This window comes from uncultured Dialister sp. (assembly GCF_900538805.1).
Classification (GTDB): Bacteria; Bacillota; Negativicutes; order Veillonellales; family Dialisteraceae; genus Dialister.
Genome location: NZ_UPZP01000022.1, coordinates 1 through 26,793, shown reverse-complemented (window position 1 = coordinate 26,793; position 26,793 = coordinate 1). Strand labels below are relative to the sequence as shown.

19 protein-coding genes and 2 other annotated features are annotated in these 26,793 nt (G+C 53.3%); of the genes, 18 read left to right on the top strand and 1 reads right to left on the bottom strand.

Annotated features, from left to right (window positions below; all coding sequences use genetic code 11):
• Positions 1-215: 215 nt before the first annotated feature.
• Positions 216-629, bottom strand: a complete 414-nt coding sequence (locus QZQ29_RS03555; RefSeq protein ID WP_296959755.1) for an amino acid-binding protein — start codon at positions 627-629, stop codon at positions 216-218.
• Between the two features lie 337 nt (positions 630-966).
• Positions 967-1,268: a binding site (T-box leader), on the top strand.
• Positions 1,269-1,369: 101 nt separating this feature from the next.
• Here QZQ29_RS03555 and QZQ29_RS03550 point away from each other — a divergent pair.
• The 18 genes from QZQ29_RS03550 (at position 1,370) to QZQ29_RS03465 (ending at position 26,511) form a co-directional block, all read left to right on the top strand.
• Positions 1,370-2,251 (top strand): branched-chain amino acid ABC transporter permease, encoded by an 882-nt coding sequence (locus QZQ29_RS03550; RefSeq protein WP_296959752.1) that lies wholly within the window; start codon positions 1,370-1,372, stop codon positions 2,249-2,251.
• Positions 2,251-3,213: a branched-chain amino acid ABC transporter permease gene (locus QZQ29_RS03545; protein WP_296959750.1), complete on the top strand. Its 963-nt coding sequence runs from the start codon at positions 2,251-2,253 to the stop codon at positions 3,211-3,213. Before QZQ29_RS03550 ends, QZQ29_RS03545 begins: the two co-directional genes overlap by 1 nt.
• A complete protein-coding gene (locus QZQ29_RS03540; RefSeq protein ID WP_296959747.1) occupies positions 3,213-3,977 on the top strand; it encodes an ABC transporter ATP-binding protein in 765 nt (254 codons plus the stop codon). The genes QZQ29_RS03545 and QZQ29_RS03540 overlap by 1 nt, the downstream gene beginning before the upstream one ends.
• On the top strand, positions 3,974-4,696 hold the full coding sequence (locus tag QZQ29_RS03535) for an ABC transporter ATP-binding protein (RefSeq protein WP_296959746.1): 723 nt from the start codon (positions 3,974-3,976) through the stop codon (positions 4,694-4,696). The genes QZQ29_RS03540 and QZQ29_RS03535 overlap by 4 nt, the downstream gene beginning before the upstream one ends.
• Before the next feature lie 176 nt (positions 4,697-4,872).
• Positions 4,873-6,279, top strand: coding sequence for an ATP-binding protein (locus tag QZQ29_RS03530; RefSeq protein ID WP_296959744.1), 1,407 nt, complete (start codon positions 4,873-4,875; stop codon positions 6,277-6,279).
• Positions 6,280-6,961: 682 nt separating this feature from the next.
• Positions 6,962-9,541, top strand: a complete 2,580-nt coding sequence (polA, locus tag QZQ29_RS03525) for a DNA polymerase I (protein WP_296959740.1) — start codon at positions 6,962-6,964, stop codon at positions 9,539-9,541.
• Positions 9,542-9,671: 130 nt separating this feature from the next.
• On the top strand, positions 9,672-10,295 hold the full coding sequence (gene coaE / locus QZQ29_RS03520; RefSeq protein ID WP_296959738.1) for a dephospho-CoA kinase: 624 nt from the start codon (positions 9,672-9,674) through the stop codon (positions 10,293-10,295).
• Positions 10,292-10,888, top strand: coding sequence for a lytic transglycosylase domain-containing protein (locus tag QZQ29_RS03515; protein ID WP_296959735.1), 597 nt, complete (start codon positions 10,292-10,294; stop codon positions 10,886-10,888). Before coaE ends, QZQ29_RS03515 begins: the two co-directional genes overlap by 4 nt.
• Position 10,889: 1 nt before the next feature.
• Positions 10,890-11,588, top strand: a complete 699-nt coding sequence (locus tag QZQ29_RS03510; RefSeq protein ID WP_296959733.1) for a hypothetical protein — start codon at positions 10,890-10,892, stop codon at positions 11,586-11,588.
• A gap of 49 nt (positions 11,589-11,637) precedes the next feature.
• The gene (locus QZQ29_RS03505) at positions 11,638-12,177 is read left to right on the top strand and encodes a hypothetical protein (protein ID WP_296959731.1); all 540 of its coding nucleotides are present in this window, start codon (positions 11,638-11,640) and stop codon (positions 12,175-12,177) included.
• Positions 12,178-12,209: 32 nt separating this feature from the next.
• Positions 12,210-13,229 (top strand): ketopantoate reductase family protein, encoded by a 1,020-nt coding sequence (locus tag QZQ29_RS03500; RefSeq protein ID WP_296959727.1) that lies wholly within the window; start codon positions 12,210-12,212, stop codon positions 13,227-13,229.
• 1,068 nt (positions 13,230-14,297) lie between these two features.
• Positions 14,298-16,652: a ferrous iron transport protein B gene (gene feoB / locus QZQ29_RS03495; RefSeq protein WP_296959724.1), complete on the top strand. Its 2,355-nt coding sequence runs from the start codon at positions 14,298-14,300 to the stop codon at positions 16,650-16,652.
• 9 nt (positions 16,653-16,661) lie between these two features.
• The gene (locus QZQ29_RS03490) at positions 16,662-18,704 is read left to right on the top strand and encodes a TonB-dependent receptor (protein WP_296959721.1); all 2,043 of its coding nucleotides are present in this window, start codon (positions 16,662-16,664) and stop codon (positions 18,702-18,704) included.
• Positions 18,705-19,430: 726 nt separating this feature from the next.
• Positions 19,431-19,629: a binding site (T-box leader), on the top strand.
• Positions 19,630-19,806: 177 nt separating this feature from the next.
• Positions 19,807-20,967: an ABC transporter substrate-binding protein gene (locus QZQ29_RS03485; RefSeq protein ID WP_296959718.1), complete on the top strand. Its 1,161-nt coding sequence runs from the start codon at positions 19,807-19,809 to the stop codon at positions 20,965-20,967.
• 1,170 nt (positions 20,968-22,137) lie between these two features.
• Positions 22,138-23,400: a DNA repair protein gene (locus QZQ29_RS03480; protein ID WP_296959715.1), complete on the top strand. Its 1,263-nt coding sequence runs from the start codon at positions 22,138-22,140 to the stop codon at positions 23,398-23,400.
• The gene (locus tag QZQ29_RS03475) at positions 23,393-23,704 is read left to right on the top strand and encodes a hypothetical protein (protein ID WP_296959712.1); all 312 of its coding nucleotides are present in this window, start codon (positions 23,393-23,395) and stop codon (positions 23,702-23,704) included. The genes QZQ29_RS03480 and QZQ29_RS03475 overlap by 8 nt, the downstream gene beginning before the upstream one ends.
• Positions 23,705-23,871: 167 nt before the next feature.
• Positions 23,872-24,822 (top strand): hypothetical protein, encoded by a 951-nt coding sequence (locus QZQ29_RS03470; protein WP_296959709.1) that lies wholly within the window; start codon positions 23,872-23,874, stop codon positions 24,820-24,822.
• A gap of 807 nt (positions 24,823-25,629) precedes the next feature.
• On the top strand, positions 25,630-26,511 hold the full coding sequence (locus QZQ29_RS03465) for a DMT family transporter (RefSeq protein WP_296959706.1): 882 nt from the start codon (positions 25,630-25,632) through the stop codon (positions 26,509-26,511).
• Positions 26,512-26,793 lie beyond the last annotated feature (282 nt).

The window sequence follows — 26,793 nt, the reverse complement described above, 5'->3', positions numbered from 1 at the left end:
ATATGTATTTTTATCCAATGCTGCGTCATCAGTCTCCTTAAATAGCTCGCTATTCGCGTCGACTGATTCCTTGCATTAAATAAAAATACAAGAATGAAATCCGATAACGATTTAATCAGCGCTTCCCTAGAGAATCATTTGCATTCTCTCTCTTATTATAGCATGATGAAAAAGTGAAATAAAAAAACTGCGGGTTTCCGCAGTTTCAAAGTTTGTTAGAAGCGGTCCATCAGGTGGTAGCCTTTTCCTTTGAGGAAGGCTTCCGTTTCCGATTCGGTGGTAGAGAACACCGCAATGGGTGAGCCGCTTCGGCGGTCGAAGGAAATATAGAGATAGCGGATCATGACGTTGGCATTCTGCAGGTCCGAAAGGATATGGTCCAGGGTGCCGGGCTTATCGGATTTCATATCCACCGCCAGCACCAGGTCCACCCGGCACTGGTAGCCTTCTTTTTCCAGGGCCTTCCTGGCTTCTTCCGATTTGTCCACAATAAGACGGACAATGCCGAATTCCGCGCTGTCCGTGGCCAGCATGGTGTAAATATTGATGTCGTTCTTAGCCAGAATGGCGGTCATTTTGCTTAATGCGCCTTTGGTATTGGCAGTGAAAATAGAAACCTGGTGTAACATAGTATCCTCCTTCATCAGAGCCTTCCGCTCCGTGTTACAGTGATTTTATCATAAATCGGGGAAAAAGGTAATATGGAGAGGAGGCATGGCGGCGCCTGCCGTCAATGACACCAAAGCTTTACAGATTTATTTCAAAAATCCTATTGACTTTTTTCATCAAGGCAGTATAATATCAACCATAACACGAAAGAACGAATGGCAAGGATCGGGATATGCATTCCATGAAGCGCCAAGAGAGCTGACGGCTGGTGCGAGTCAGCGGCGGATAGGAGTGAAGCTCACCCGGGAGTTTCGAAAATGAACCAAGTAGTTTTCGACGCCGCCTGCGTTACAGGCCTTACAAGCGATGATCGGGACAAGGGATATATTGGTCCATGGCATAGAGAGCCGGCGGATGGTGCAAGCCGGTGCATTCCAATATTGACTATCACCTGTGAGCCCCTTTGTTGAACATAGTAAACAGAGGCGTTTATCCACGTTACGGATGATGATGACAGAGTATAATGTAGGGTGGTACCGCGCATGTCGCCCCTATTTCCGAAAGGAAATAGGGGCGTTTTTTATGGGCCATTTGAAATACTCCAAAATCAGTGAGTGATAAATACAGGGTGGTACCGCGGATTCCAATTCGCCCCTGCTGCAATGACGCCAGATTGCAGCAGGGGCGTTTTTTATACCATTCGTTCTTTCATAGAAATGAAGGCATGGGCCTTCTTATTTTGGAAAGGGGATTGAAGATCGTGTTTTTTCAACAGCTTGTCAACGGTTTAACGCTGGGAAGCGCCTATGCGGTCATTGCCATCGGCTATACGCTGGTATTCGGCGTATTGAACATCGTCAACATGGCACATGGCGGCATCTTTATGATCGGCGCTTACATCGGCCTGCTTCTGGTAACGGAAGCGGGACTGGGCATTTTCCCGGCACTCATCGGCGCCATGATCGGCGGTGCCGTATTAGGTTATGGACTGGAAATCTTTGCACTCCGTCCGCTCCGCCGCCGCAAAGTTACTCATCTGGCTCCATTAATCAGTACTATCGGTGTGTCCACTTTCCTGGAAAGCGTGGCACTTATGGTCTGGGGGCCCCAGACCCGTTCGTTCCCGGCTACCTTCGGGAACGGCCTCATGGACTTCGGTGTATTTAAAATCTCCGGTATCCAGATTATTTCCCTGGGCACCGCCGTGGTCCTCATGGCTCTCCTTACAGTTATGCTGAACAAGACAAAAATCGGCAAAGCAGTGAGAGCGACCTCTGAAAATGCGGAGACCGCAGGCCTCCTGGGTATCAATACCAGCCGCATCATTACCTTCACCGTCATGCTGGCGTCTGCCTTAGGCGCTGCAGCCGGTGTGCTCATCGGACTTTCCTTCAACGCCATCGAACCTACCATGGGTACATCCATGGGCCTCAAGGGTCTGGCCGTGCTCATCATGGGGGGCCTTGGCAATGTGGAAGGCGCCATGGCCGGCGGCTTCATCCTGGGCATTGCGGAAGTATTCGCCGTGGCCTACGGCTCTTCCACCTACCGCGATGCGGTGGCATTTGGCATTATCATTCTCATTCTCTTCATTCGCCCTGAAGGCTTGTTCTCCAAGGCAGGCAAAGGAGGCAGACCGTAATGGATGAAATTTTAAATGGCTACTTCCTGCAGGTATTCACCTTTGTATGCATTAACATTATCCTGGCTCTCACCGTCTACATGACCGTGTGCACCGGTATCCTTTCCCTGGGCAATGCAGGCTTTATGAGCCTGGGGGCTTACACTTCTGCTATTGTTACCACCCAGTACGGCGTTCCCATGCCGGTGGGTATTGTGATGGGCGGCCTCTTTGCCACCTTCGTTGCTTTGATTATCGGTATGCCTACCATTCGTCTCCGCGGTCTGTACCTGGCCATTGCCACCATGGGCTTCGGCGAAGTGGTCCGCGTTATTGCCCTGAACCTTGACATCACCCACGGTGCCCTGGGCTTCTCCGGCATTCCCTCCATGGCCAGCGTTCTTTCCGACTACGCCAGCGACATGGGCCTTCTGGACGCTCTGGAAATCGACTCCCAGACCGGCGGCCAGCTGGTGATGAACATCGTCCTTCTTATCATCGTCATTGCAGTGGTCACCTTCTGGTACCGTCTGGAACATTCCCGCATCGGCCGCGCCTGGGCAGCTGTGAAGGCAGATGAATACGCCGCATCCCTCACCGGCATCAACGTGGTGGAATACAAGATGATGGCCTTCCTCTTCAGTGCCTTCTTCGCCGGCGTAGCAGGTGCCCTCTATGCCCATGCCACCTTCTTCATCAGCCCCACCGACTTCTCCTGGAACAAGGTGGTTGATATCCTGGTTTACACCGTATTCGGCGGCAGCAACGTTCTCTGGGGTTCCATCCTGGGCGCCACCGTGCTTACCATTATTCCGGAATCTCTCCGCGCCATGGCGGAATACAGAGACATTATCTACGGCCTCATGCTGGTAGCCCTCATGGCCTTCCGTCCTGACGGCATCCTTTCCTATGACGCTGTGAAATGGATTTCCCGCAAATTCAGCAAAAAGCAGAAAGCTTCTGCAGAAGGAGGAAATCAGTAATGCTTCTTGAAATGAAAAACGTAGTGAAACAGTTCGGCGGTTTGACTGCTGTTTCCAATATGTCCTTCTCCGTGGAAAAAGGAGAAATCTTCGGCGTCATCGGACCGAACGGCGCCGGCAAGACCACCATTTTCAACCTGATCACCGGCGTATACCAGGTGACGGAAGGGGATATCCTCTTCGACGGACAGTCCATCGAAGGAAAGAAACCCTACCAGATTATCAATATGGGCATTGCCCGTACCTTCCAGAACATTCGCCTTTTCTCCGGCATGACGGTGCTGGAAAATATCCTCGTCGGCCATCATGACCGTTTGAAATCGGGCCTTCTGGCCAGCTTCCTCCACACCTCCGCCCAGAAGAAGGAAGAAAAGGAAGCAAGGGAAGAGGCCATGGAACTCCTGCGGTTTGTAGGCCTTGAAGCAGACGCAGACCGTCTGGCTACGGAACTGCCCTACGGCAAACAGAGAAAACTGGAAATTGCCAGAGCCCTGGCCACCCAGCCCAAGCTGGTGCTTCTTGATGAACCGGCAGCCGGCATGAACGACAGCGAAACCGCGGCCCTCACTGAACTGATTCATAATATCCGCGAAAAATTCGGTACCACCATCATCCTCATCGAACACGACATGCACCTGGTCATGACCCTCTGCGACCATGTCATGGTAGTCAACTTCGGTAAAAAACTGGCGGAAGGCGTGCCGGAAGAAGTACAGAACAATCCAAAGGTTATTGAAGCCTACCTCGGAAAGGAGGATGAATGATGCTTCTTGAACTGAAAAATGTAGAAGCTGCCTACGGCAACATCAAAGCTTTGAAAGGCATCAACCTCTCCGTACCGGAAGGAAAGATTGTCACCCTTATCGGCGCCAACGGTGCCGGTAAGTCCACCACCATGAAAACCATTATGGGCATCATGAAACCCATTGCCGGCGACATCCTCTTCAAAGGGGAATCTATTGCCGGCATGAAGACCCACAATATCGTAAAGAAAGGGGTTGTCCTCGTTCCGGAAGGACGGCAGATTCTCCAGAATATGTCGGTCCGCGAAAACCTGGAAATGGGGGCCTACCAGAGAAAGGACCCCGAAGGAATCAAAGAAGACCTGTCCAAGGTATTCGAACGGTTCCCCCGCCTCTTTGAAAGACAGAACCAGTTCGGCGGCACCCTCTCCGGCGGCGAACAGCAGATGCTGGCCATCGGCCGCGCTGTCATGGCCAAACCGGAAGTCATGCTTCTGGACGAACCATCCATGGGCCTTGCTCCCCTGGTGGTACAGCAGATCTTTGATGTAATCAAGGACATTAACAAAATGGGTACTACTGTTCTTCTTGTAGAACAGAATGCGCGTAAAGCCCTCCAGATTGCCGATTATGCCTACGTTATGGAAACGGGCAGAATCGTCATGGAAGGCCCGGCGCAGGAAGTTGCCAGCAACCCGGATGTCATGGCGGCATATCTGGGCGGCAAGAAGAAACAGTGACCAATATAACAGCCGTTCAGGTTGTAACACGATCCGGGAAAGGGGACAGAGAAATCTGTCCCCTTTCTCTTGCATGAAAAAAGTAGTCAAGTATGATTTAGTCAATCGTACTCAACTAAATCGTACTTGACTAAATTACGCCGGCTGCCTATACTGGAAATAAAGGAGGGTGTGCCATGTTTATCGGACGTAAAAAAGAATTGCAGTCATTGGAAAAATTATATCGATCCCGCCGATTTGAAATGGCCGTTATCTACGGTCGGCGCCGGGTAGGGAAGACTTCCCTTATCCGGGAATTTATCAGGGATAAAAAGGCCATTTATTTCATGGGCATTGAATCCAACGAAAAACAGAACCTCCAAAATTTCAGTGATGCCATCCATGGGTTTCATCGAGGAGAAGGCCCGGCCCCCCTGTATGCGTCCTTTCAGGATGCCCTGGAAGCCGTATTTCAAATGGCCAAAGAAGAAAGGATCATCCTTGTCATTGATGAATACCCCTATGCTGCCCGCACGTCGCCGGGGCTTTCCTCCATCCTGCAGAGGCTCATTGACCAGTATCGGGACAACTCCCGTCTCATGATTATTCTGTGCGGGTCTTCCATGTCCTATATGGAAGATGAAGTGCTGGCTTATAAATCACCTCTCTATGGAAGGAGAACGGCCCAGCTTAAAATCCTGCCATTCTCCTTCAGGGAATGCTGCCTTTTCCTTCACGGCTTTTCGCCGGAAGACCAGGCTGTCATTTACGGGATGACCGGCGGTACGGCACCTTACCTTTTGGAAATGGACTCCCGCCTTACACTGGAAGAGAATGTGAAGGAAAGCTTTCTGAATCCCGCGTCCCTTCTCTATGAAGAACCGGAAAACCTGCTCAAGCAGGAAGTGCGGGAACCGTCCATGTACAATGCCATGATTTCTGCAGTGGCCGGCGGCGCCACAAGGCTTTCAGAAATTGCTTCCAAAACAGGTGAAACCACCAGCACCTGCAGCACCTATATGAAAAGCTTGATGGAACTGGGAATCATAAAGAGAGAAACACCCTATGGGGAAAAGAGCGGAAGGAAGAGCATTTACCGTATTGATGACAATATGTTCCGCTTCTGGTACCGATTCATACCAGCCAATACATCCCTGATTGAGAGAGGCGCCGATGAACTGGCCTGGAAGCGAATTGCTCCCTCCATCCCGGAATACATGGGTGCTATATTCGAACAGATATGCCAGGAATACCTGTGGGGAAAAATGCTGGAAGGGGAAAGTCCCATCCTTTTCCAAAGCCTGGGCAGATGGTGGGGAAATGACCCTGTTCGTAAAAAACAGACGGAAATCGATATTATGGGCATAGAGGACAAAACACATGCCCTCTTTGGGGAATGTAAATGGACCAATGAAAAAATTGACCTCCCCATACTTCATACCCTGGTGGAAAGAAGCGGTCTCTTTTCCTTTGCAGAAAAGGAACTGTATCTTTTCTCCAGACAGGGATTTACGAAATCCGTTCTTAAGGCGGCAGAAGGAAATACCCGCATCCATCTTTTGACCTATGAAGATATGTGGAAAGATTATTTCAGCCGCCCATGACAGGGAGGAATCTTTTGCAAAAGGCCGGGAAACCGGTCTTTTATAGTGCACTGAAGCAGGGGAAAAAGCACGTAACGCACTTGCCTCCCCCATCCATGGGGGAGGGGGACCGCGATAGTGGTGGAAGGGGGATGCCGCCTTTGGCGGCACATAAAACTCACCGTCAAAGGCGATATATTCCCCCTGAGCGTCAGCGAACACAACCCTTCTACACAACCTGCGGCGCAGCCGCACCCCTTTTTTCAAAAACTGCCGCGAAGCGGCTACCACAACCCTCGCGCCAAAGGCGCGTCAAACCTAAGAACCCTTTGAACCTTCTGAACCCTCACGCCGCAGGCGTGTCCATGAGAGCCGCCACCATAACCCTCAGCCCCTAAAGGGGAAACGACTCACTATGATTTGTGCGTCGCTGTGCTCCTTCATCCTCTGCTGTCACTGACTCACTGGATTTTCAGGTCGCTGCCGCTCCCCTACAAATCCAGTTCGCTAGTGCAACTCATGTTCGCTGTGCACGGCGAAGCCGCTGTCAAACTTAAGAACCCTCCGGCCCATGGGGGCGGTCAATCTTACGAACCCTTTCCCCCTCTGAACCCATATTATAGATATGTTATAATAAGAAATGACTTTATGCGAAATTTCCGATTTTCCTATACTGATTTCTGCCCTGGCAGAAGGAGGAATTATGAAGAAGAAACTGGTTATTATTGATGGCAGCAGTCTTTTGTACCGCGCCTTTTTTGCCCTGCCGCCTACCATGACGTCGCCGGAGGGTATCCCCACCAATGCGGTGTACGGATTTCTCCGCATGCTTTTGGGACTGTACCGGGATTTGGATCCGGAGTACATGGCAGTCACCTTTGATAAGGACCGCCATACCTTCCGTACTGATATGTTTACGGACTATAAGGCCACCAGAAAGCCGGCGCCGCCGGAATTGGTGCCTCAGTTTGATTTGATTCTCGATGTGCTTTCCGTATTGGGGGTGGCGGTGTACAGCATCCCCGGCTATGAGGGCGACGACATCCTGGGCACCCTGTCCGCCCGGTACGAGAAGGAGCTTCCGGTGGATATTGTCACCGGCGACAGGGATGCACTGCAGCTGGCCAGCAGCCGCACCACGGTGCTTCTCACCCAGAAGGGCATTACCAATATGGCGGTCATGACGCCGGAGGCGATTTTTGAAAAGTACCACATCACCCCTTCCCAGGTGATTGACATGAAGGCCCTCATGGGGGATACGGCGGATAATATCCCCGGGGTCCCCGGCATAGGGGAGAAAACGGCCCTGGGGCTTCTGACGGAGTATAAGAATCTGGACAATCTCTATGCCCATGTAGATGAAATCAAGGGGGCCCGGGGAAAGAAGCTCACCGCCAATAAAGACATGGCCTATCTTTCCTACAAACTGGCCACCATCAAGCGGGACGTGCCTCTGGATGCGCCGCTGGAGGATATGAAGCAGCCGGTGCATCTGGCGGAGATGAAGGAACTTTTTGGAAAACTGGGAATCAACCTTTTGAAGCAGTTTGCAGAGCTTCCCCGTTTCCAGGAGCTGTCCCAGGTGAAGAAGGAGGAAAATGAAGAAGCCCTTCCGGTCGTGGAAATCTGGAATTCCTCTGTTTCCCTGCAGGGGAAAACGGCAGGCCTCTGGGCCCATCTGTCCGGCAGGGCGCCCTTCTTTAAGACGGAGGAAGTTGTAGTTTCTGCCGACGGCCATGCCTGGCTGATTCATAAGGAAGATTTTGCGTCTGCCGCCAAAGCCATGAAGGAAGCTAAAGCGGTGGTGGTGGAGGACAGCAAAGTTTTCCTGGAATCCGATTTCCCCACGGAAAATATTCCCTTCTTCGATATTTCCCTGGCAGCCTACCTTTTGGATCCCACCAGGGTGACCTATCCCCTGTCCTACATTGCCGGCCTCTTCGGAAAGGCCGTGATTTATCCCGACGATTTGGACGACAGGAAGGAAAAGGGCTGCTGCATTACCCTCTTCCTGGCGTCCCTTTATGAAGAGGCGGTAAAGAAGCTTTCCGAAAACGGCGTGCTTTCCCTTTTTCAAAAGGTGGAGCAGCCCCTGGTGCCGGTGCTGGCGGCCATGGAGAAGGCCGGCATTGCCACGGACCAGGAAAAGTGGAGGGCTGTGAAGGAGGAAATGGAAAAGGAAGAGCGTATCCTGATGAAGGACATCTTCACGGAAGCGGGAGAGGCCTTCAACCTGAATTCCCCGAAACAGCTGGGCCATATCCTTTTTGAGAAAATGGGTATGCCCGCCGGAAAGAAGACGAAAACCGGCTATTCCACCGCCGCCGACGTGCTGGAGGAACTGGCGGTGTCCTATCCCATGGTGAAGAACATCCTTCGCTACCGGACCCTTTCGAAACTGGTTTCCACCTATCTGGAAGCGCTGCCGCAGCTGATTAATCCGGAGACGGGACGCATTCATACGTCCTTCAACCAGACCGTCACCGCCACAGGCCGTCTTTCCAGCTCGGACCCGAACCTGCAGAACATTCCGGTGCGCACGGAGGAGGGAAAGAAAATCCGCTCCCTCTTCGTGCCGGGAGAAGGCTATGACTGCTTCATTTCCTCCGATTATTCCCAGGTAGAACTTCGCGTGCTGGCCCATATGTCGGGAGATGAAAGCCTGATCAAGGCATTCATCAATCAAGAAGATATCCATAGAAGAACGGCGGCAGAAGTCATGGGCATTCCCTTTGAAGACGTGACGCCGGAGCAGCGCTCCCACGCCAAGGCTGTCAACTTTGGTATCATCTACGGCATCAGCGACTTCGGTCTGGCTAAGCAGCTTGGCATTCCGCGGAAACAGGCAGCAGACTACATTGACGCCTACTTCAAGCGCTACCCCAGTATCCACGATTTCATGCAGTCCATGGTGGAAAAGGCAAAGGAAACGGGCCGCGCCGTCACCCTCTTCGGACGATATCGGGAGCTGCCGGATATTAACAGCAAAAACTTCAACCGCCGCTCCTTCGCCGAACGGACCGCCATGAACACCCCCATCCAGGGCACGGCGGCGGACATCATGAAAATGGCCATGATTGAGGTGTACCGTAAAATGAAGGAAGGCGGCTATAAGAGCCGGGTGCTCCTCCAGGTACACGATGAACTGGTGGCGGAAGTGGTGAACGAGGAAAAAGAAGAAATCGCAAAACTTCTGAAGGAAACCATGGAGTCCGTAGTCACTCTTAAAGTTCCCCTGGTGGCAGACGTGAACGAAGGAAAGAACTGGGCGGAAACGAAATAGTGTGCTAGTGTGCTAGTGTACTAGTGTACTAGTGTACTAGTGGACTGGTTTTCTAGTGTTCTAGTTTACCTGCCCACTAGCTCACTAGCTCACCAGCTCACTAGAGAACATTTTATAAAAAGGAAGTATTATGTATCGTATCGGATTAACCGGAGGCGTCGGCAGCGGTAAAAGCACGGTGTCCTCCTATATGCATGAATTAGGCATTCCTGTCATTGACGGGGACAAGCTGGCCCGGGAGGCGGTGATCCCCGGGAGTCTGGCCATGAACCGGCTGCGGGAAACCTTCGGTCCCCATATTTTCCTTCCCGACGGCAGCCTGGACCGGCTGAAGGTGGGAGAAATCGTTTTTAATGATGAAGAGAAAAGGCAGAAGCTGAACGGCATTATCCATCCCTACATCTGGTACCGCACCAGGGAGGAGCTTATCCGCGCCCAGGAAGCGGGGTATTCGGTGGCGGTGCTGGATATGCCGCTCCTTCTGGAAATCAGCTGGCAGCTTCGGGTAGAAGAGGTGTGGCTGGTGGAGGTACCCCTGGAGGTGCAGATTGTCCGGGTGATTTCCCGGGACGGCTTCACCAGGAAGCAGGTCATGGAGCGCATCGGAAAGCAGATGCCCACCATGAATAAGATGAATTACGCCGACGTGATTATCGATAACAGCCGCTCCGTAGAGGATACGAGACGGCAGGTGCGGGAAGCACTGAAGCATGTACCGGGATTTCAATTTCCCAAAGGAATGGAAGAAGTATGAGAATCGCATTGAAACGCAGGAAAAAAGAGGTACAGAGGCACCAGGGAAACACCGGCGCTATGGTGTTTACTCTTTTGACTGCGCTTCTCTGCGTGCTTTTCCTGTTTCTGGTGGATAATATCCGCTTTTTGAAACCCAGTGAGCAGGTGTCCCATATCATCGTCCAGTGTGCGTCGGAGGAGCAGATTTCTCCCAGCCTGCTGGAGGCGGTGATACTGACGGAAAGCAAATTTAACGAAAAGGCGGTGTCCCATGTAGGCGCCGTAGGCATGATGCAGCTCATGCCGGATACGGCCCATTGGATTTCCGAGCAGAGCGGCCTGCCCTCCGACAATCTGGCCAGCCCGGAGCAGAATATCCCCCTGGGCGCCTGGTACCTGAATTATCTTTTGGAAGAGTACCATAATAATGAGGTCTTTGCCCTGGCCGCCTATAATGCGGGCCGCGGCAATGTGGATGAATGGATAGAAAAAAATCACTGGCCGGAGGGCTTTTCCGACATGGATAAGATTCCCTTCCCGGAAACCAGGGAATTTGTGAAATCCGTGGTTTCCGCAAGGGATAGGCTGGAAGCGGAGAAGAAAGGAACGTAGCATGGGAAAAGAAGATAAGCTGGAACAGGAAAGGGCAGAGCGGCGGCAGAAATTCCTGGACTGGGACATTGAAAAGGAGCTGCCCGTCAACATTGAGGGGTACAGGCTTAAACGGCTGGATCGGCAGGAAGGACGGATTTATTTTGCCTTCTGCTGGGAAAATGAAGAAACCGGATGGCAGGTGCGGGCCCTGTTTGATGAGGAAACCATGGATTACATGGTGAAATCGGACCTGCGCCTTGTGACCTTCACGGAAATCGAGCTCATTACCGGCGATTTCGAGGAATTCAAACGAAATATGAAACTCCTGACGCCGAAGTACATTACAAAGGAACTTATCCACCGGGAAAATGTGTCTGTCCTGGTGCGGGGAAAGGGATTCATGGCGTGGGATTACAGTTCCTTCTTTCCGCCGGTCATCGGCCATTATGAACGGGTGATTGAACCCTCCCGGCCCCTCCTGGGCCTCAACGGCTCCTACATTATTGCGTCCTATGAATGCAGGGAAAGGGAGACGGGCATCCTCTTTTTCTACAATGTATACAGAGATGAATATTACGGCGAACTGCGGGCCAAAGGCATTCCGGGCATTATCCACCAGTACGATGCAAAGACCATACCGGATCTGGAAAAAACCATCAGGACCCATCTGGAAAAGGACCTGGAAGAGCTTTACGAGCATCCGGAGATTCCGGACTGATTTCATCATAACAAGAAAATCATCGTGATTTCATAGAGGGGAGAGAGCCATGAAGAGCAGTGAAGAAGTGGTGATGGCGTATGTACGGCAGCTGGAAGAAATGGAAGAAGAAGTCTCGAAACTGCTGAGTGAGAACCGCATGCTGAAGGGCAGGCTGGAGGGAGCACGGAAGGCCGGCACGCCCACGAATTCAGAACTTCTGGCGGCAGGAGAGGAAAAGGACCTCTATCCCGGTGAAAGACATGAAATCCTGATGGACATCCTGAAATCCGCCCGGAAGGATATGAAGAAGGGCACCCGGCGGGCGGATATTCTGGATGACCTTATCCATGCCAATCCGGTGAGCGGTGAACCGAAACGGCGCTCCGAAGCGGTGAAGGTGGCGCTGAAAGGATACCGGGGCCTTGATGAGAACACGAAAAGGAAACTGGGAGTCCTTGGCATTGAAGGAAATGAAAAGCACAGCAAACACTACCTCCTTCGATATTACGGCGATTCCCGGTACATGGTCACCATGACCGCCTCCGGCAGCGATGCAGGACGGGGCGGGCTGAACCTGGCCAGCGACATTATCCGTAATTTTTTTTAAGGAATCAGTGATTTCATAAATAGGAGGAAATCATGAGGATTCTCATATTCGGCATGAGCGGTATCGGAAGCTTCATCGGCGGCGCCCTGGCAAGGGCAGGGGCTGATGTGTATTTCTACGTCCGGGGAAAGAACAGGGAAGCCATAGAAAAAGAAGGGCTCCATGTGACCTCGGAAATTCTGGGGGATTTCAAAGTTTGGCCCAAAGGCATGGGACAGGATGGAAAATCCTTTGGAAAAATGGATGTCATCTTCCTTGCCTGCAAAGGGAATGGCCTTATCAACGCCTGCCATGACATGGATCCCATGGTAGGAAATTCCACGGTGGTGGTGCCTCTCTTAAACGGCGTCCTTGTATCGGACCTCATGGCGCCCCTCCTTCCGCCCTGCTTTATAGCCGACGGCACTATACGCGTATTCAGCCATATGGAAAAGCCGGGCCACGTGGTGCAGACCGCAGGCAGCGGAAAAGTGGTGATGGGCATGAAGGACGGGAAGAACCGGCCCATTCTCTACGACCTGGCGGATATACTGCAGAAAGCAGGCATTCCGGCAGAAGTGACCGATGACATTCGTCTGGACAGCTGGGAAAAATACGCCCTCATGGGAACCAACAGCGCCCTCTTCTGTCTCTTCGACGGCCCCGCAGGCAAAGTGCGCCGCCAGGAAAACTACAGAAAAATCGTGGCGGAAGCGGTGGAAGAAGTGATTACCGTGGCCAGAGCCCAAGGCGTCATTTTTCCGGAAACCTATAAAGAAAACTATTTGGCCCTCTTCGACTCCCTCCCCGGCGACACTGTCACATCCCTCTATCGGGATTTAAAGGATGGAAAGAAAACGGAAGATACGGAAACAGAAATGATTCTGGGAAGAATGGTCAAAATGGGAAAAGAAGCGGGCGTGCCGGTGCCATGCTTTGAAAAAGCCTATGAGAAGGCGGCTTTACGGACACGCGGACACGCCCTTTCGGGCGTGCACAGCGAACATGATTTGAAGGAGCAAAGCGACGCGCAAATCATAGTGAGTCGTTTCCCCTTTAGGTGTGAGGGTTGACGGGCCCCGTGGCCCGAAGTTTGACAGGGCTGCGCCCGAGGGTTCTCAGGTTTGACGGCCCCTGAGGGGCCGAGGGTTGTGGTGGGCGGCTTCGCCGCCGGTTATTATAAAACCAAACAACCGCCCTTGCGGGCGATGGAAAAGCCTTCCCCCTTTGGTGGCTGGCGCCACCACCTTCGCCACGGGAAAGCGTGTCGCTGGATTCTCAGTCGCCCAAGGGCTCCCTACGAATCTAGTGACATGCTTTCCCGTGGAGGAAGTTCCACGAAGCGGGATAGGGGGGCAAACGCAGTGAGCCAATCAGCAGAATGTTTATCATGCCATATGATACGGGAAGGCAATCCCGTAACGCAGGCTCCTTTCTCAGAAAGGAGCTGGGCGAAGCCCTGAGGAACACCGAAAGATTCTGGGCTGACTGTCAATCGGCAGCCTTCCCGCCGACCGGTATTTACTACCGATTGTCTCATAAGCGGCTTGGACTGCGCGCATTCTGCATAGAATGCGCGAGTCGACCAAAGTTGGCCCTTAGCCTGCCCATAAGAGGGCTTTCCTTTTAGCTGGTCGACCGACCATTCTTCACCTTCGGCTCAGAATGACGATGAGGGCGGGAAGGCAGTCCCGTAACATAGTCTGACGTCTGATTTCTGACTTCTATCGTCTAATCCACGCCCCTATCCTCCGTCGCCTAACGGCGTGCACAGCGAACACATTTTGAAGGAGCGCCAGCGACGCGCAAAATGTAGTGAGTCGTTTCCCCTTTAGGGGCCACCCCCCTTCCTAAGGAAGGGGGCTAAATACTGCGGCGGAGCCGCCACCTTCCCCCCTGAGCGAAAGCGAACACAACCTTTCTACACAACCCGCCGCCGTCAGGCGGTCCCAACCTGCGCCGTAAGGCGCGCCCCTTTTTTCAAAAACTACCGCGAAGCGGCTACCACAACCCCCGGGCCATAGGCCCGTCAACCTTTCAAAGGGAAAAGGCGCCGCACTGCGGCGCCTTTTCCCTTTGAACCTTCCGCCCAATCGTGGTACCATAACATAAAAAAGAAGTATTACAAGGGAGAGATAGGAATGACATTGGATGAACTGCCCCAGGGGAAGGCGGCAGATGTGACAGCGGTTGGCGGAGAGGGACCTCTGCGCCAGCATTTTCTTGACATGGGTCTCATTCCCGGGGCGGAGGTGACGTTTATCAAGTTTGCGCCTCTGGGAGACCCTATGGAGCTCATGGTGCAGGGCTATGAGCTGACGCTTCGGGTGGAAGATGCAAAAAAAATAGAAATCGACCATGTGCGGGACCGGGACTTGGAGGAAAAGCCCATGAAGAGTCCGACACAGGTCAAGCATCCGGGCCTTGGGGAACCGGGGCGGGTGCATGAGCTTTCGCCTTACCACGACGCGAAGCCGGTGGAGGGGAAGCTTGTTTTTGCGCTGGCAGGAAATCAGAACTGCGGGAAAACCACCCTCTTTAACCAGCTCACCGGCTCCAACCAGCACGTAGGTAATTTTCCCGGCGTCACGGTGGACCGAAAGAGCGGTTTCATCAAGGGCCATCCGGACTGCGAAGTGGTGGATCTGCCGGGCATTTATTCCCTGTCTCCCTACACCAGCGAGGAAATCGTGTCCCGCAAGTTTATTTTGGAAGAGAAGCCCAGCGCCATTATCAACATTGTGGACGCCACGAATCTGGAACGGAACCTGTATCTCACCATGCAGCTCATGGAACTGGACGTGCCCATGGTGCTGGCGCTGAACATGATGGACGAGGTGGAGAAGAACGGCGGCTCCATCCTCATTAATGAAATGGAAGAAATCCTGCAGATTCCGGTGGTTCCCATTTCCGCCGCCAAGAACCAGGGAGTGCAGGAGCTGGTGCGCCATGCGGTGCATGTGGCCAGGTACAGGGAAAAGCCGGGTATCCGGGATTTCTGCAGTCCCGAGGACCACAGGGGCGCGGTGCACCGGGCCCTTCACGGCATTATGCACCTCATCCAGGACCATGCGGAAGCAGCGGGCATACCGGTACGTTTTGCCGCAGGCAAGCTGGTGGAAGGGGACCATCTGGTGGAGGAGGCCCTCCATCTGGAAGAAAATGAAAAGGAAATGATAGGCCATATCATTAAACAGATGGAAGAGGAAAGGGGACTGGACCACGCCGCTGCCATGGCGGATATGCGTTTCCTTTTCATCCGGCGCCTCTGCGACGAGACGGTGGTGAAGCCGAAGGAAAGCAGGGAGCACGCCCGGAGCCGGAAGATGGACCGCATTTTGACCGGAAAATACACGGCCATTCCCATTTTCATCCTCATCATGGGCCTTGTATTTTACCTTACCTTTAACGTCATCGGCGCCTTCCTGCAGGACCTTCTGGCCAGCGGTATCGATGCCCTGACGAAAGAAGTGGACAGTGCCCTCACGGCGGCGGGGGTGAACGGAGCGGTGAAGTCCCTTCTGGTGGACGGCATTTTTACCGGCGTAGGCAGTGTTTTAAGTTTCATTCCCATTATTATGGTCCTCTTCTTCTTCCTTTCCATTCTGGAAGACGGGGGATATATGGCAAGGGTGGCCTTCGTCATGGATAAGCTCCTCCGTAAAATCGGCCTTTCCGGAAGGAGCATCGTGCCCATGCTTATCGGCTTTGGCTGCTCCGTGCCGGCGGTCATGTCCACCAGGACCCTGCCGTCCCTTCGGGACCGGCGCATGACCATCATGCTCATTCCCTTCATGAGCTGCTCCGCCAAGGTGCCTATTTATGCCTTCTTTACGGCGGCCTTCTTCCCCCATACCGGCGGTCTGGTGATGACGGCACTCTACCTGACGGGGGTATGCATGGCGGTGCTGGTGGCTCTCCTTTCCAAGAACACCTTCTTCAAGGGAGAGGCGGTGCCCTTTGTCATGGAACTCCCCAATTACCGCATGCCGGGAGCGAAAAATGTGGGCCGTCTCATGTGGGACAAGGGAAAGGATTTTCTTGAACGTGCCTTCACCGTCATTTTCGTGGGTACCATTATTGTGTGGTTCCTGCAGAGCTTTGACGTGACCCTCAACATGGTGGAGGACAGTAAAAACAGCATTCTGGCCCTTCTGGGCGGCTGGATTGCGCCCCTCTTTTCGCCGCTGGGATTCGGGGACTGGAAAATGTCCACCGCCCTCATCTGCGGATTCATGGCAAAGGAAAGCGTGGTAGCCACCCTTTCCGTGCTCTATGGCAGTGTGGCTGCCCTGAAAACGGCGCTCACTCCCATGGCAGCCTTTTCCTTCCTGATTTTCTGCCTCCTCTATACGCCCTGCATTGCCACCATTGCCTCCGTGCGCCGGGAAAACGGCACCCGCTGGGCTTTGGAAATGGTGGCTTTCCAGTGCGTGGTGGCATGGATTGTATCTTTTATTGTTTGGCATGGAGAGATTCTCCTTTTTGGAAACTGAGAGAACCCAATGAAAAAAATCTACCTCACAGCTCTTTTGGCGCTCGTTCCTGCGGCAGCAGGAGCAGAGGTCTATACACTTCCCGGTATCGTGGTGACGGCGGAGAAACAGAATAAAATCAAAGATACCGCCTTTCTGCCCCATGAGACCATTACAGAAAAGGACATGGAGCGCATGGGCGCCTCCAATGTGGTGGAAGCCCTTTCTACGGCACTGGGCGTGGATCTTTCCTCCGGAAGCCAGGACAGTCGGTCCGTCATGGGCAGTAACCAGCTCATGCTGCGTGGCATGAACAGCAGCCAGACCCTGGTCCTTGTGGACGGCCACCGTCTGGCCGATGAGGACACGGCGTCCTCCAAAAACATGACCCTTCTGCAGCGCTTTGACCTGTCCCAGGTGGAGGAAATCAATATTATCCGCGGCGCCGATGGCGTTTCCTACGGTTCATCCGCCATGGGCGGCGTCATTAACATTAAAACGAAGAAACCGGGCAGCAGCGAAAGCAGCGGCGGATTCCGTCTGGGACAAGGGGAAAATACACTGTATTTCCATGAGGATCCAAAGGGGGAGGGCCCCTTCCATCTGGCCGTCAGCGGAAGGATAACAAAAGTAAGGCCCCTTTCTTTCCGGCGGGACAGCTATTTCGGAAGCATTCACTACGACGGCTTTGACGTGCCTTCCTACGGCATCCGCCGCTATGCGGGGCTGGACGTGCTCTATGATTTCCAAAACAGCGCGAAAAATACACTTCGCTTCAAGGCGGACTATTTTGACGAGGACACGGACATGCGCTTTTCCGATGCCTCCATGAGCTTTTCTGGTGCCTCCATGAACTTTTCTGGCGGGAACGTGGTGCTCCAGAAAGATGAAAAAAGCCGCACCGAAAGGACCCAGTGGGACACCTCCCTTACCTACGAAGGAAAGACAGAAAGAAATGAATACAGCGGCCAGGCCTACTACAGCCGCCTCAGGAAATACAGCGAAACCTGGAACGGACGGCCCGATTTCAATGAACAAATGAAAGAATTCCCGCGTTATATGCAAAAGTTTGCGATTCCGCAACTGGAAAATCACTTCAAACCCTGGGACTACGACCGCGCTTTCTATGAACTCTGGGGATTCAGCGGAAGAAATACCATGACCTTTGGCAGCCACAGCCTCACCTTCGGCGGCGAATGGGAAAGGAGCACCTACACCGGCACCAGACTTTCCCATGAAACCTACTCCGGCAGCGGAAGCAAGGGCGAAGAAGGTCACGACCAGACAAGCGGCGCCTTCTATATGTCCGATATCTGGGACATAAACTCCCGCCTCACCTTCTGCCCGTCCCTGCGATTTGAGCGGGACAGCAGTTACGGCTTCATCGGCGTACCGGCGGCAGGCCTTTCGTACAGGCTGAATGACCACATGACATGGAAAACCAATTACGGCAAGGGCTTCCGGGCGCCCACCATCAGTGAAAGGTATATCCACCTGGACCACATGGGGGGCACGGTGGACGGAAATCCGGACCTCAAAGCAGAAACCTCCAAAAGCTTTGACACCGGCCTTTCCGGGCAGGCAGGAAAGACGGCGTGGCAGATTTCATGGTTTCAACAGAAAGTGAAGAACCTCATCGATTATGAAGGCGATGCCATGAGATACAGGTATGTAAACAGGAAGAAAGCGGACCTGAAGGGCCTGGAAGCAGAAATTTCCCATGCCCTTTCTCCCCGCTGGACAGTGCGGGGAACCTACACCTACCTGGACGGCAGGGACAGTTCCGAAGACATCCGACTCCCCAATCGCAGCCGCCACACCGCCATGCTGTCCCTTTCCTACGACAGTAAAGACCCCTACGGCTTCTCCGGCATGGTCTGGTCCACACTTAAAAAGGACTTCTACTTCGATGACAGAAACTACAGCTGGAACGAATTGAACCTTTCTCTCCAAAAACACTGGGGCAAAAGCCTTACCGCTGCCTTCGGCCTCTATAACCTGCTGGACAGGGAAATAGACACACTCTACATCCACGGCCGTTCCTGGTTTGCAGGTATGGAAATGAAGTGGTAGGAATGCGGCCTGCGGCCGTGAGGAGTGACGGCCCTTCGGACCGAAGGTTCTAAAGGGGCTAAAGTTTGACATGCCTTTGGCGTGAGGGTTGTGGTGGGCGGCTTCGCTGCCAGTATAAATAAAACCTTTGAAACCGGGCCTTCGCCCGGGGAAAACAAGCAAACCGCCCTTCGGGCGCTGAAAATGCACCCCTTTTGGTGCTGTCGCACCACCTTTCCCCCGGAGGGGGGAACTCTCAGCGCCAATATGCTATGAGCTGCTTAAGTTAGCACTAAGAAAAGCGGAGAGCAAACTTCCCCCTCCGGGGGAAGTACCGCCGTAGGCGGGGATAGGGGTGCATTTCCACGAGCAAAGCGAGGTTTTACGGTTTTCGCTGCCAAAGGCAGCGCTGCCGCCTAAGGCGGCATACAAACTCCATCGCCGCAGGCGATACCACAACCCTCGGGCTGTGCACATTCTGCAGAGAATGTGCAAGTCAGTCGAAGTTGGCCCTTAGCCTGCCCATAAAAGGGCTTTCCTTTTAATCGACTGACCGTTAGGCGCCGTCAAACCTAAGAACCCTTGGGCCCTAGGCCCATCAATCTTAAGAACCTTCCACGCCCAAGGGGCGGTAAACCCTTCTGAGCCCTATGAATACTATTTCCCCAAAATTTCCCCAAAAAAGTACTTGACAGAGTGACAAGAGGGGGTTATTATATACACATCTTCAGATAACCAAACGAACTGAAACAAGCTATGAACGAGACAAAAGGTCTGCTGAGTTAATCTTCAGAGAGCCGGTGTATGGTGCGAACCGGTAGATGGCAGCATTCATAATATCCCTCGAGAGCTCTTACACCGAAACAAGTAGGTGCAGGCGTTCATTCACGTTACGAATAGGACTACAAGTATAATGTAGGGTGGTACCGCGATAATCGCCCCTATCTTCTGATGAAGGTAGGGGCTTTTCTTATAGGTGGTACCGGTTAATTTGCAGTCCGTAAGTGATAAGTGGGAGTGGTACCGCGCATAAAGCGCCTCCGCCGGTGGAAACACCGGCGGAGGTTTTTATTTTCCCGTTTCATCTACGTTTGGTATTATTTTTTTGAAAGAGGGATAAACTATGCAGAAAAAATGGTTAAAAGGAATGGCAGCAGCTGCTGCATTAACAGTAATGGCAGGCGCATTTGCAGGATGCGGTGGAGATAAGAAGGCAGCTGCCAGCGGCGCTGCCGGCGGACAGACTGTAAAACTTGGTTTCGTAACCGCTTATACCGGCCCCGGCGCAGCTTATGGCCAGGCCATGAAAGACGGCGTTGATCTGGCCGTTGAAGAAATCAACAAGGATCCAAACACTAAGGTAAAGATCGACCTCAAGACCTACGATACTAAGCTGAATAAATCCGAAGCCATCAATGCTTTTAAGAAATGCATTGAACAGGATAAAGTTCTTGCTATCGAAGGCCCCATGACCTCCGGCGAAATGTTTGCAGCTGGCCCCATTGCCCAGCAGTCCAAAGTCGTAGCCTTCGGCACCGGCACCACCGCCACCGGCATCACCGACATCGGCGACTACATCTTCAGAAATGCAATCCCCGGCAAACTGGCTATTCCGGTTACCCTGAAAAAAGCGCATGATAAACTGGGATTCAAGAAAGTAGCCGTTCTTTATTCCAATAACAACGACCAGATGGTTCGTGAAAACGATATTTACCAGGAAGAACTGAAGAAGATGGGCGTAGAAGTAGTAGCTACCGAAACCTTCGCAGATAAAGATACCGACTTCTCCGCACAGCTCACCAAGATTCAGGCTGCCAACCCTGATGTGATCTGCGTAGCAGGCCTCTATCAGGAAGGCGCTCTCATCGTTAAGAAAGCTCGTGAAATGGGTATGACCCAGCCTGTCATCGGCAACAACGGCTTTAACAGCCCGGCATACATCCAGCAGGCCGGCGATGCAGCAAACGGCACCCTCGTAGCTACACCGTGGAATCCGGAAAGAAAGACCGACAAGGCCCAGAACTTCCGCAAAGCCTTCGTTGCTAAATACGGTCACGAACCGGATCAGTTCGCTGCCCAGGCTTATGACGCTATGTACGTCATCCACCAGGCTGTGGAACAGTCCGGCACCACCACCGATAGAAAGAAATTCCGTGACACCCTGGCTAATATCAAAAACTTCGAAGGCGCTACCGGCAAATTCGAATTTGACCAGAACCGCGATCCGAAGATGGACCTGGACGTGCTGGAAGTTAAAGACGGCAAATGGGTTCCTTTCGCTTGATAGTTTAAAAAGCGCATAGCCTATCCCAAGAGGAAACGGGGAATTCCGTGGATAGGACAGGACGAGCAGTCCCCTGACCCTGCTATGTCCCTATCCATATAGTTTTTCCCCAGACAAAACCGCAGTGCATCCCTACGCACTGCGGTTTTGTAGTGGACAGGCCTTCGGCGTGAGGGTGGTGGCAGGCGTAAATAAGTTTTACCTATAACAATCGCCCCTTTTCCAATTAATGGGGGAGACGTCGCCCATTGGCGACAGAGGGGGTGCATTTTATACCTTAAAAAGGCGCCAGTTTGGATAAGACCTTTACAACCGGGCTTTCGCCCGTTGGAAAACAAGCCGACTTCCCTGTCGGGCGATGGAAAAGCGGCCCCTTTTGGTGGCTGGCGCCACCACCTTCCTCCCCGCAAGCGGTGGGACAATAAAGCTCCGCGAGGCATTTCATCCATAAGTTTCTCTATAGTAAGCACGGGTTGTTGTGCCCCCGCACAGCGGGGTGGCAAGGGAACTGGATTCGTAGGGAGCCCTTGGGCGACTGAGAATCCAGTGACACGCTTCCCACCGGGGCAAAGGTGGTGCCGTAAGGCACCAAAGGGGGAAAAGCCACCGGAGGTGGCTAATTCAGCAGAATGCTGACCTTACTGATGGATAAAACCTTTAAAACCGCCCTGCGGGCGTGGAAAAACCATACTACCGCGCCTTTGGCGCGTGGGAAATTCACCCCTTTTGGTGCTAACGCACCACCTTCCCCCCGGAGGGGGGACTTTTCCCGTCGCTATAGAATGAGCAACTTAAGTTAGCACTAAGGCAAGCGGAGAGTAGACTTCCCCCTCCGGGGGAAGTACCGCCGCAGGCGGGGATAGGGGTGCATTTCCGACGGGTGAAGCCCGGTTTGCTCGCTTTTTACACCCGTAGGGCGGTTGTTTGGTTTTCCATTTCGCGAAGCGAAATTATATACTCATCGCCCGCAGGGCGATACCTTCCCCTTTGAACCTTCTGAACCTTCTGAACCCTCTGAACCCTCTGAACCCTTTGAACCCTGCCACGCAGTGGCTCCATGGGCGCTTCCTCTCCATTTCTAATCCAATGTTCCATTGCACGTATCGAACAGTCATTCTATAATAGAATCAGAACGTTTATTTCACAAAAATAAGTTTGATGGAGGAAGCTATGGGAGAGCGGATATATGTGTGTATCGATTTAAAAAGCTTCTATGCTTCAGTGGAGTGCGCGGCCCGGGGGCTGGATCCTTTTACGGCGGACCTGGTGGTGGCGGATCCCACCAGGGGGCCCGGTGCCCTATGTCTGGCGGTGAGTCCGGGGCTGAAGGCTAAGGGAGTGCGGAACCGGTGCCGCCTTTTTGAGATTCCCCCTTCCCTGAAGTACATGATTGCACCGCCCCATATGGGACTTTACATGGAGGTGTCTGCCGATATTTACCGGACCTACCTCACCCTTTTCGCTAAAGAGGACGTGTATCCCTATTCAATTGATGAATGCTTTGTCCACGTGACGCCATACCTCTCCCTCTACGGGAAGAATGGCATGGAAATGGCATCCATGATGATGAAGGCGGTGTATGACAGAACCGGCATCTGTGCCACCGCCGGCGTGGGGACGAACCTGTTCCTGGCAAAAATCGGCATGGACATCGTGGCCAAGCATGTGCCGGAGCACATCGCTTACCTGGACGAAACCCTTTTCCGGGAAAAATTGTGGCATCACCGGCCCATTACGGATATCTGGAACATAGGGCATGGTATTGCCCGGCGCCTTGAGAAATACGGGGTATACGACCTTTACGGCGTAACCCTCCTTCCGGAAAAGGTGCTTTATCGGGAATTCGGCGTCAATGCGGAGTACCTCATCGACCACGCCCACGGCCGGGAATCCTGTACCCTGGAGGACATCCGCTCCTACCGGCCGGAGAACCGTTCCATCAGCACGGGGCAGGTGCTTTTTGAGGATTACACCTACGAAGAGGGACTGCTTCTGGTCTATGAAATGGCGGAGGTGCTGATTCAGCAGCTGCTGGCAGAAACGCTGGCAGCCCGGGGGATTTCCCTTTACGTAGGTTATTCCGGACGGACACGGAAGGGGACCGGCGGCAGCCGGAAACTGGATGGCTATACCGACGTGCCGGAAGACATATGGCAGGCATTCAGCCGCCTTTACCGGGACAAGGCCGCCCGCGGGGAGGGCATCCGCACCATCCGTATGAGTTTGGACAATGTGGCGCCTGCTTCCTCCGTGCCCCGCCGTTTCTCCCTCTTCCGCTCGCCGGAGGAAGAAGAAAAGCAGAAAAAGGTGGAAATGGTGATGCTGGAAATGAAAGAAAAATTCGGAAAAAATGCACTGCTTCGGGGGATGAACTATTTTCCCAAGGCCACCCTCAGAAGCAGGAACAGTCTTATAGGAGGTCATCATGAGTAGCACAAAAAGAGCCCGCCAGTTCCTCCCCTTCGACGGACTTTCCGGCTACGCCGTCCTCCTGGCAGAAAGCGGGAGGGAAAAGGAAGAAAAAAGGCCGCTCTCCGAAGATCGGGCGGCGGCGCTGGATGAAACGGTGGGCTGCCTGAAGAAAAAGGACCGGGTGGAAGTGGTTTTCTATGATAAAGACCACTACCGCAGCCTGCAGGGAACTGTGGAAATGGTGGACAGCATTGGACGGAAACTCTGTCTGGCAGGAGTAAAGATTCCCTTTGAGGATTTGTGGGAAGTTAAGGGGAGAAAATAGAAAGCAGGATAGACGTCAGACAATCAGACTCCCCGTAGTGCCAAACGCTGAATTTTTTCTAAAACCCTATGAACCCTATGAACCCCTATGAACCCGGGCCGTACTGCGGATTCCGGGCAGTGATATAATAGGAAAAGATTCCGGCGGAAAAGAAAGGAGGAGGACCTATGGACAGCCGCTTTTTTATCGTATTTGCAGACATCCTGCTGCCCCTTCTTCTGGGCATGGCGCTTCGGCAATGGGGGCTTTCCCGGGAGATTCTCCGCATGGTTATCAAGGCCAATGTGGTGTGCGTGGCTACATTCCTGTCCCTGGTGTCCTTCTGGTCTGTCCATGTGACGAAAGAGCTCCTGTGGCTTCCCATTTCCATCATCCCCATCTGCTTCATTCCGGTCCTCATTTTCTACAGCTTCCAGAAAAACCGTTTCCAAAACCCTCTGGACCAGGGAAGTTACATGATTTCCATGATGCTGGGAAATATCGGCACCCTGGCAGGCCTCTGCGCCTACGTGCTTTACGGAGAGAAGGGCTTTGCCTATGTACAGCTTATTGCGGTGCCCCAGATACTGGTGATTGTGCTTTTCTGCTTCCCCATGGCCCAGCGGTTTTATGAAATGGGAGCACAGCGGACGATGGAAACGAAAAGGACAAGCTTTATCAAGCTCCTTCTTACGCCGAACCAGCTTCCTGCCCTGGGAGTGGCCGCGGGTCTCCTGCTTTCCGGATTTCATGTGGAAAGACCGCAGGCCGTGAGCACACTCTTTACCATCCTCATCCACATGAGCGCCTGGATGGGAATGATGCCCGTGGGTTACGACCTCCACCTGGGCAGCGTGGGTACCTATGCCTTTAAGCTCTGGCCTATTTTCCCTGTGAAATTCATTCTCCTGCCCGCCATCCTCTATGGCCTTACCACCCTTTTTGTGACAGACCCCGCCATGATGACCTGCGTAATCCTCTCCGCCGGCGCACCGACAGCCATTTTCGCCGTAGCTGCCTCCCAGCTCTACGGTCTCAATGTGGATCTGGCGGAATCCTCCTTCGTCACCACCACCCTGGCCTTCCTCTTCGTACTCTATCCTCTGGTATACTGGTGGGTAGAGTTTGGAGTCATGTGAGGGGAGAGAGAAGTGAGGCAATAGAGCAGGGATCGAAGATCGGGATCGAGGGTGATGGGCGTAAATAAGATTTACCTCTTACAATTTCCCCTTTCTTATAAATGGGGGAGACGTCGCCTTTAGGCGACAGAGGGGGTGCATTTTACACCTTAGAAGGGCGCCAGTATGATAAAACCATACAACCGGGCTTTCGCCCGTGGGAAAACAGGCCAACCGTGCCTTTGGCGCGAGGAAAATGCACCCCTTTTGGTGCTGACGCACCACCTTTCCCCCGAAGGGGGAACTCCTAGCGCCGCTATACAATGAGCGACTTAAGTTAGCACTAAGAGAAGCGGAGAGCAAACCTCCCCCTCCGGGGTGGCAAGCGAACGAAATTTGTAGGGAGCCACAAGGCGACTGAAAATTTCGTGAGACGCTTTCCCGTGGAGAGGTGCCGTAGGCAGAAGGGGTGCATTTCTGTTGTGGAGACCCTGCAGAGGGTCTCCAAGTCGGGCGAAGTTTGGCCTTAGCCTGCACACAAAAGGACCTTCCTATGAATCGCCCGACCGATGAAGCGAGGTTGTTTGGTTTTCGCTGCCGATAGGCAGCGTTGCCGCCGACAGGCGGCATATAAACTCATCGCCCAAAGGGCGATACCACAACCCTTTGAACCCTCTGAACCCTTTGAAACTCTGAACCCTCTGAACCTGGGCCGCGCAGCGGCCCTTTTTATATTTCCATTTCCCCATGGGGAGTGTATAATAAAAATACTATTTCGTTGATACAAAGCAGTATGGAAGCGAAGGGGAGACCCTTCAGGGAGGGCGTATGAAGGAAGAGACCATGAGGGCCAAGGGCCGGTTTATTTTTGCCATGATGATTTTCGGCACCCTGGGGATTTTTATTCGGTACATTCCCCTGCCGTCCACGGTGATTGCAGAGGCCCGGGGCATCCTGGCCAGCCTTTTCCTTCTGCTGGTGGTTTTTCTCCGCCATTCTTTCATTTCCAGGGAAGCGGTGAAACGGAATTTCAAATTTCTTTTTCTTTCCGGCGCCGCCATCGGGGTGAACTGGATTCTTCTCTTTGAGGCCTACCGCTATACCACCGTGTCCACTGCTACCCTGTCCTACTACATGGCTCCGGTCTTTGTCATCCTGGCATCGCCCTTTGTGGTGAAGGAAAGACTGACGGCGGTGAAATTTCTCTGCGCCCTTTCTGCCTTTGCAGGCATGGTCCTCATTTCCGGCGTCCTTACGGAACCGGGGGAAGGGGTGACCTTCAAGGGCATCGGCTTTGGCCTGGGGGCGGCGGCTTTTTATGCGTCGGTGATGCTGCTGAACCAGTTTTTGAAGGACATCAGTGCCTATGACATGACCATTACCCAGCTGTGGCTGGCGTCCCTGGTGCTTCTGCCCTATACTCTTTTTACGGAAAATCTTTCTACCCTGCCCTGGGCGCCTTTGACGGTTATCCTTCTTTTGACCGTAGGCATCGTCCATACAGGCATTACCTATACCCTCTACTTCGGCAGTATGGCAGGCCTCCACGCTCAGACCGCCGCCCTTTTCAGCTATATAGACCCCATCGTGGCCATCATCCTCTCCGCCTGCTGGCTGGGAGAACCCCTGGGCGGCGCCGGTCTGGCCGGCGCCATCCTCATCCTGGGCTCCACCGTGGTGAGCTCCCTTTGGGACACGCCTTCGGCGTGAGGGGATGTGGTGGGCGGCTCCGCCGCCAGTATGGATAAGACCGTACAACCGCCCTTACGGGCGAGGGAAAAACCTCACAACCGCGCCTGTGGCACGAAGAAAATGCACCCCTTCTGCCGCCTGCGGCGGCGTCTTCCCCGGAGGGGCAGATTCTAGCGGCGCTAAGCTTTGAGATGCTTATGAGTTCAGGAGCTGAGCATAGAGCAGACTTCCCCCTCCGGGGGAAGTGGTGCGCAGCACCCAAAGGGGTGCATTTCCAACGGGCAGCAGGCCCGGTTGTAC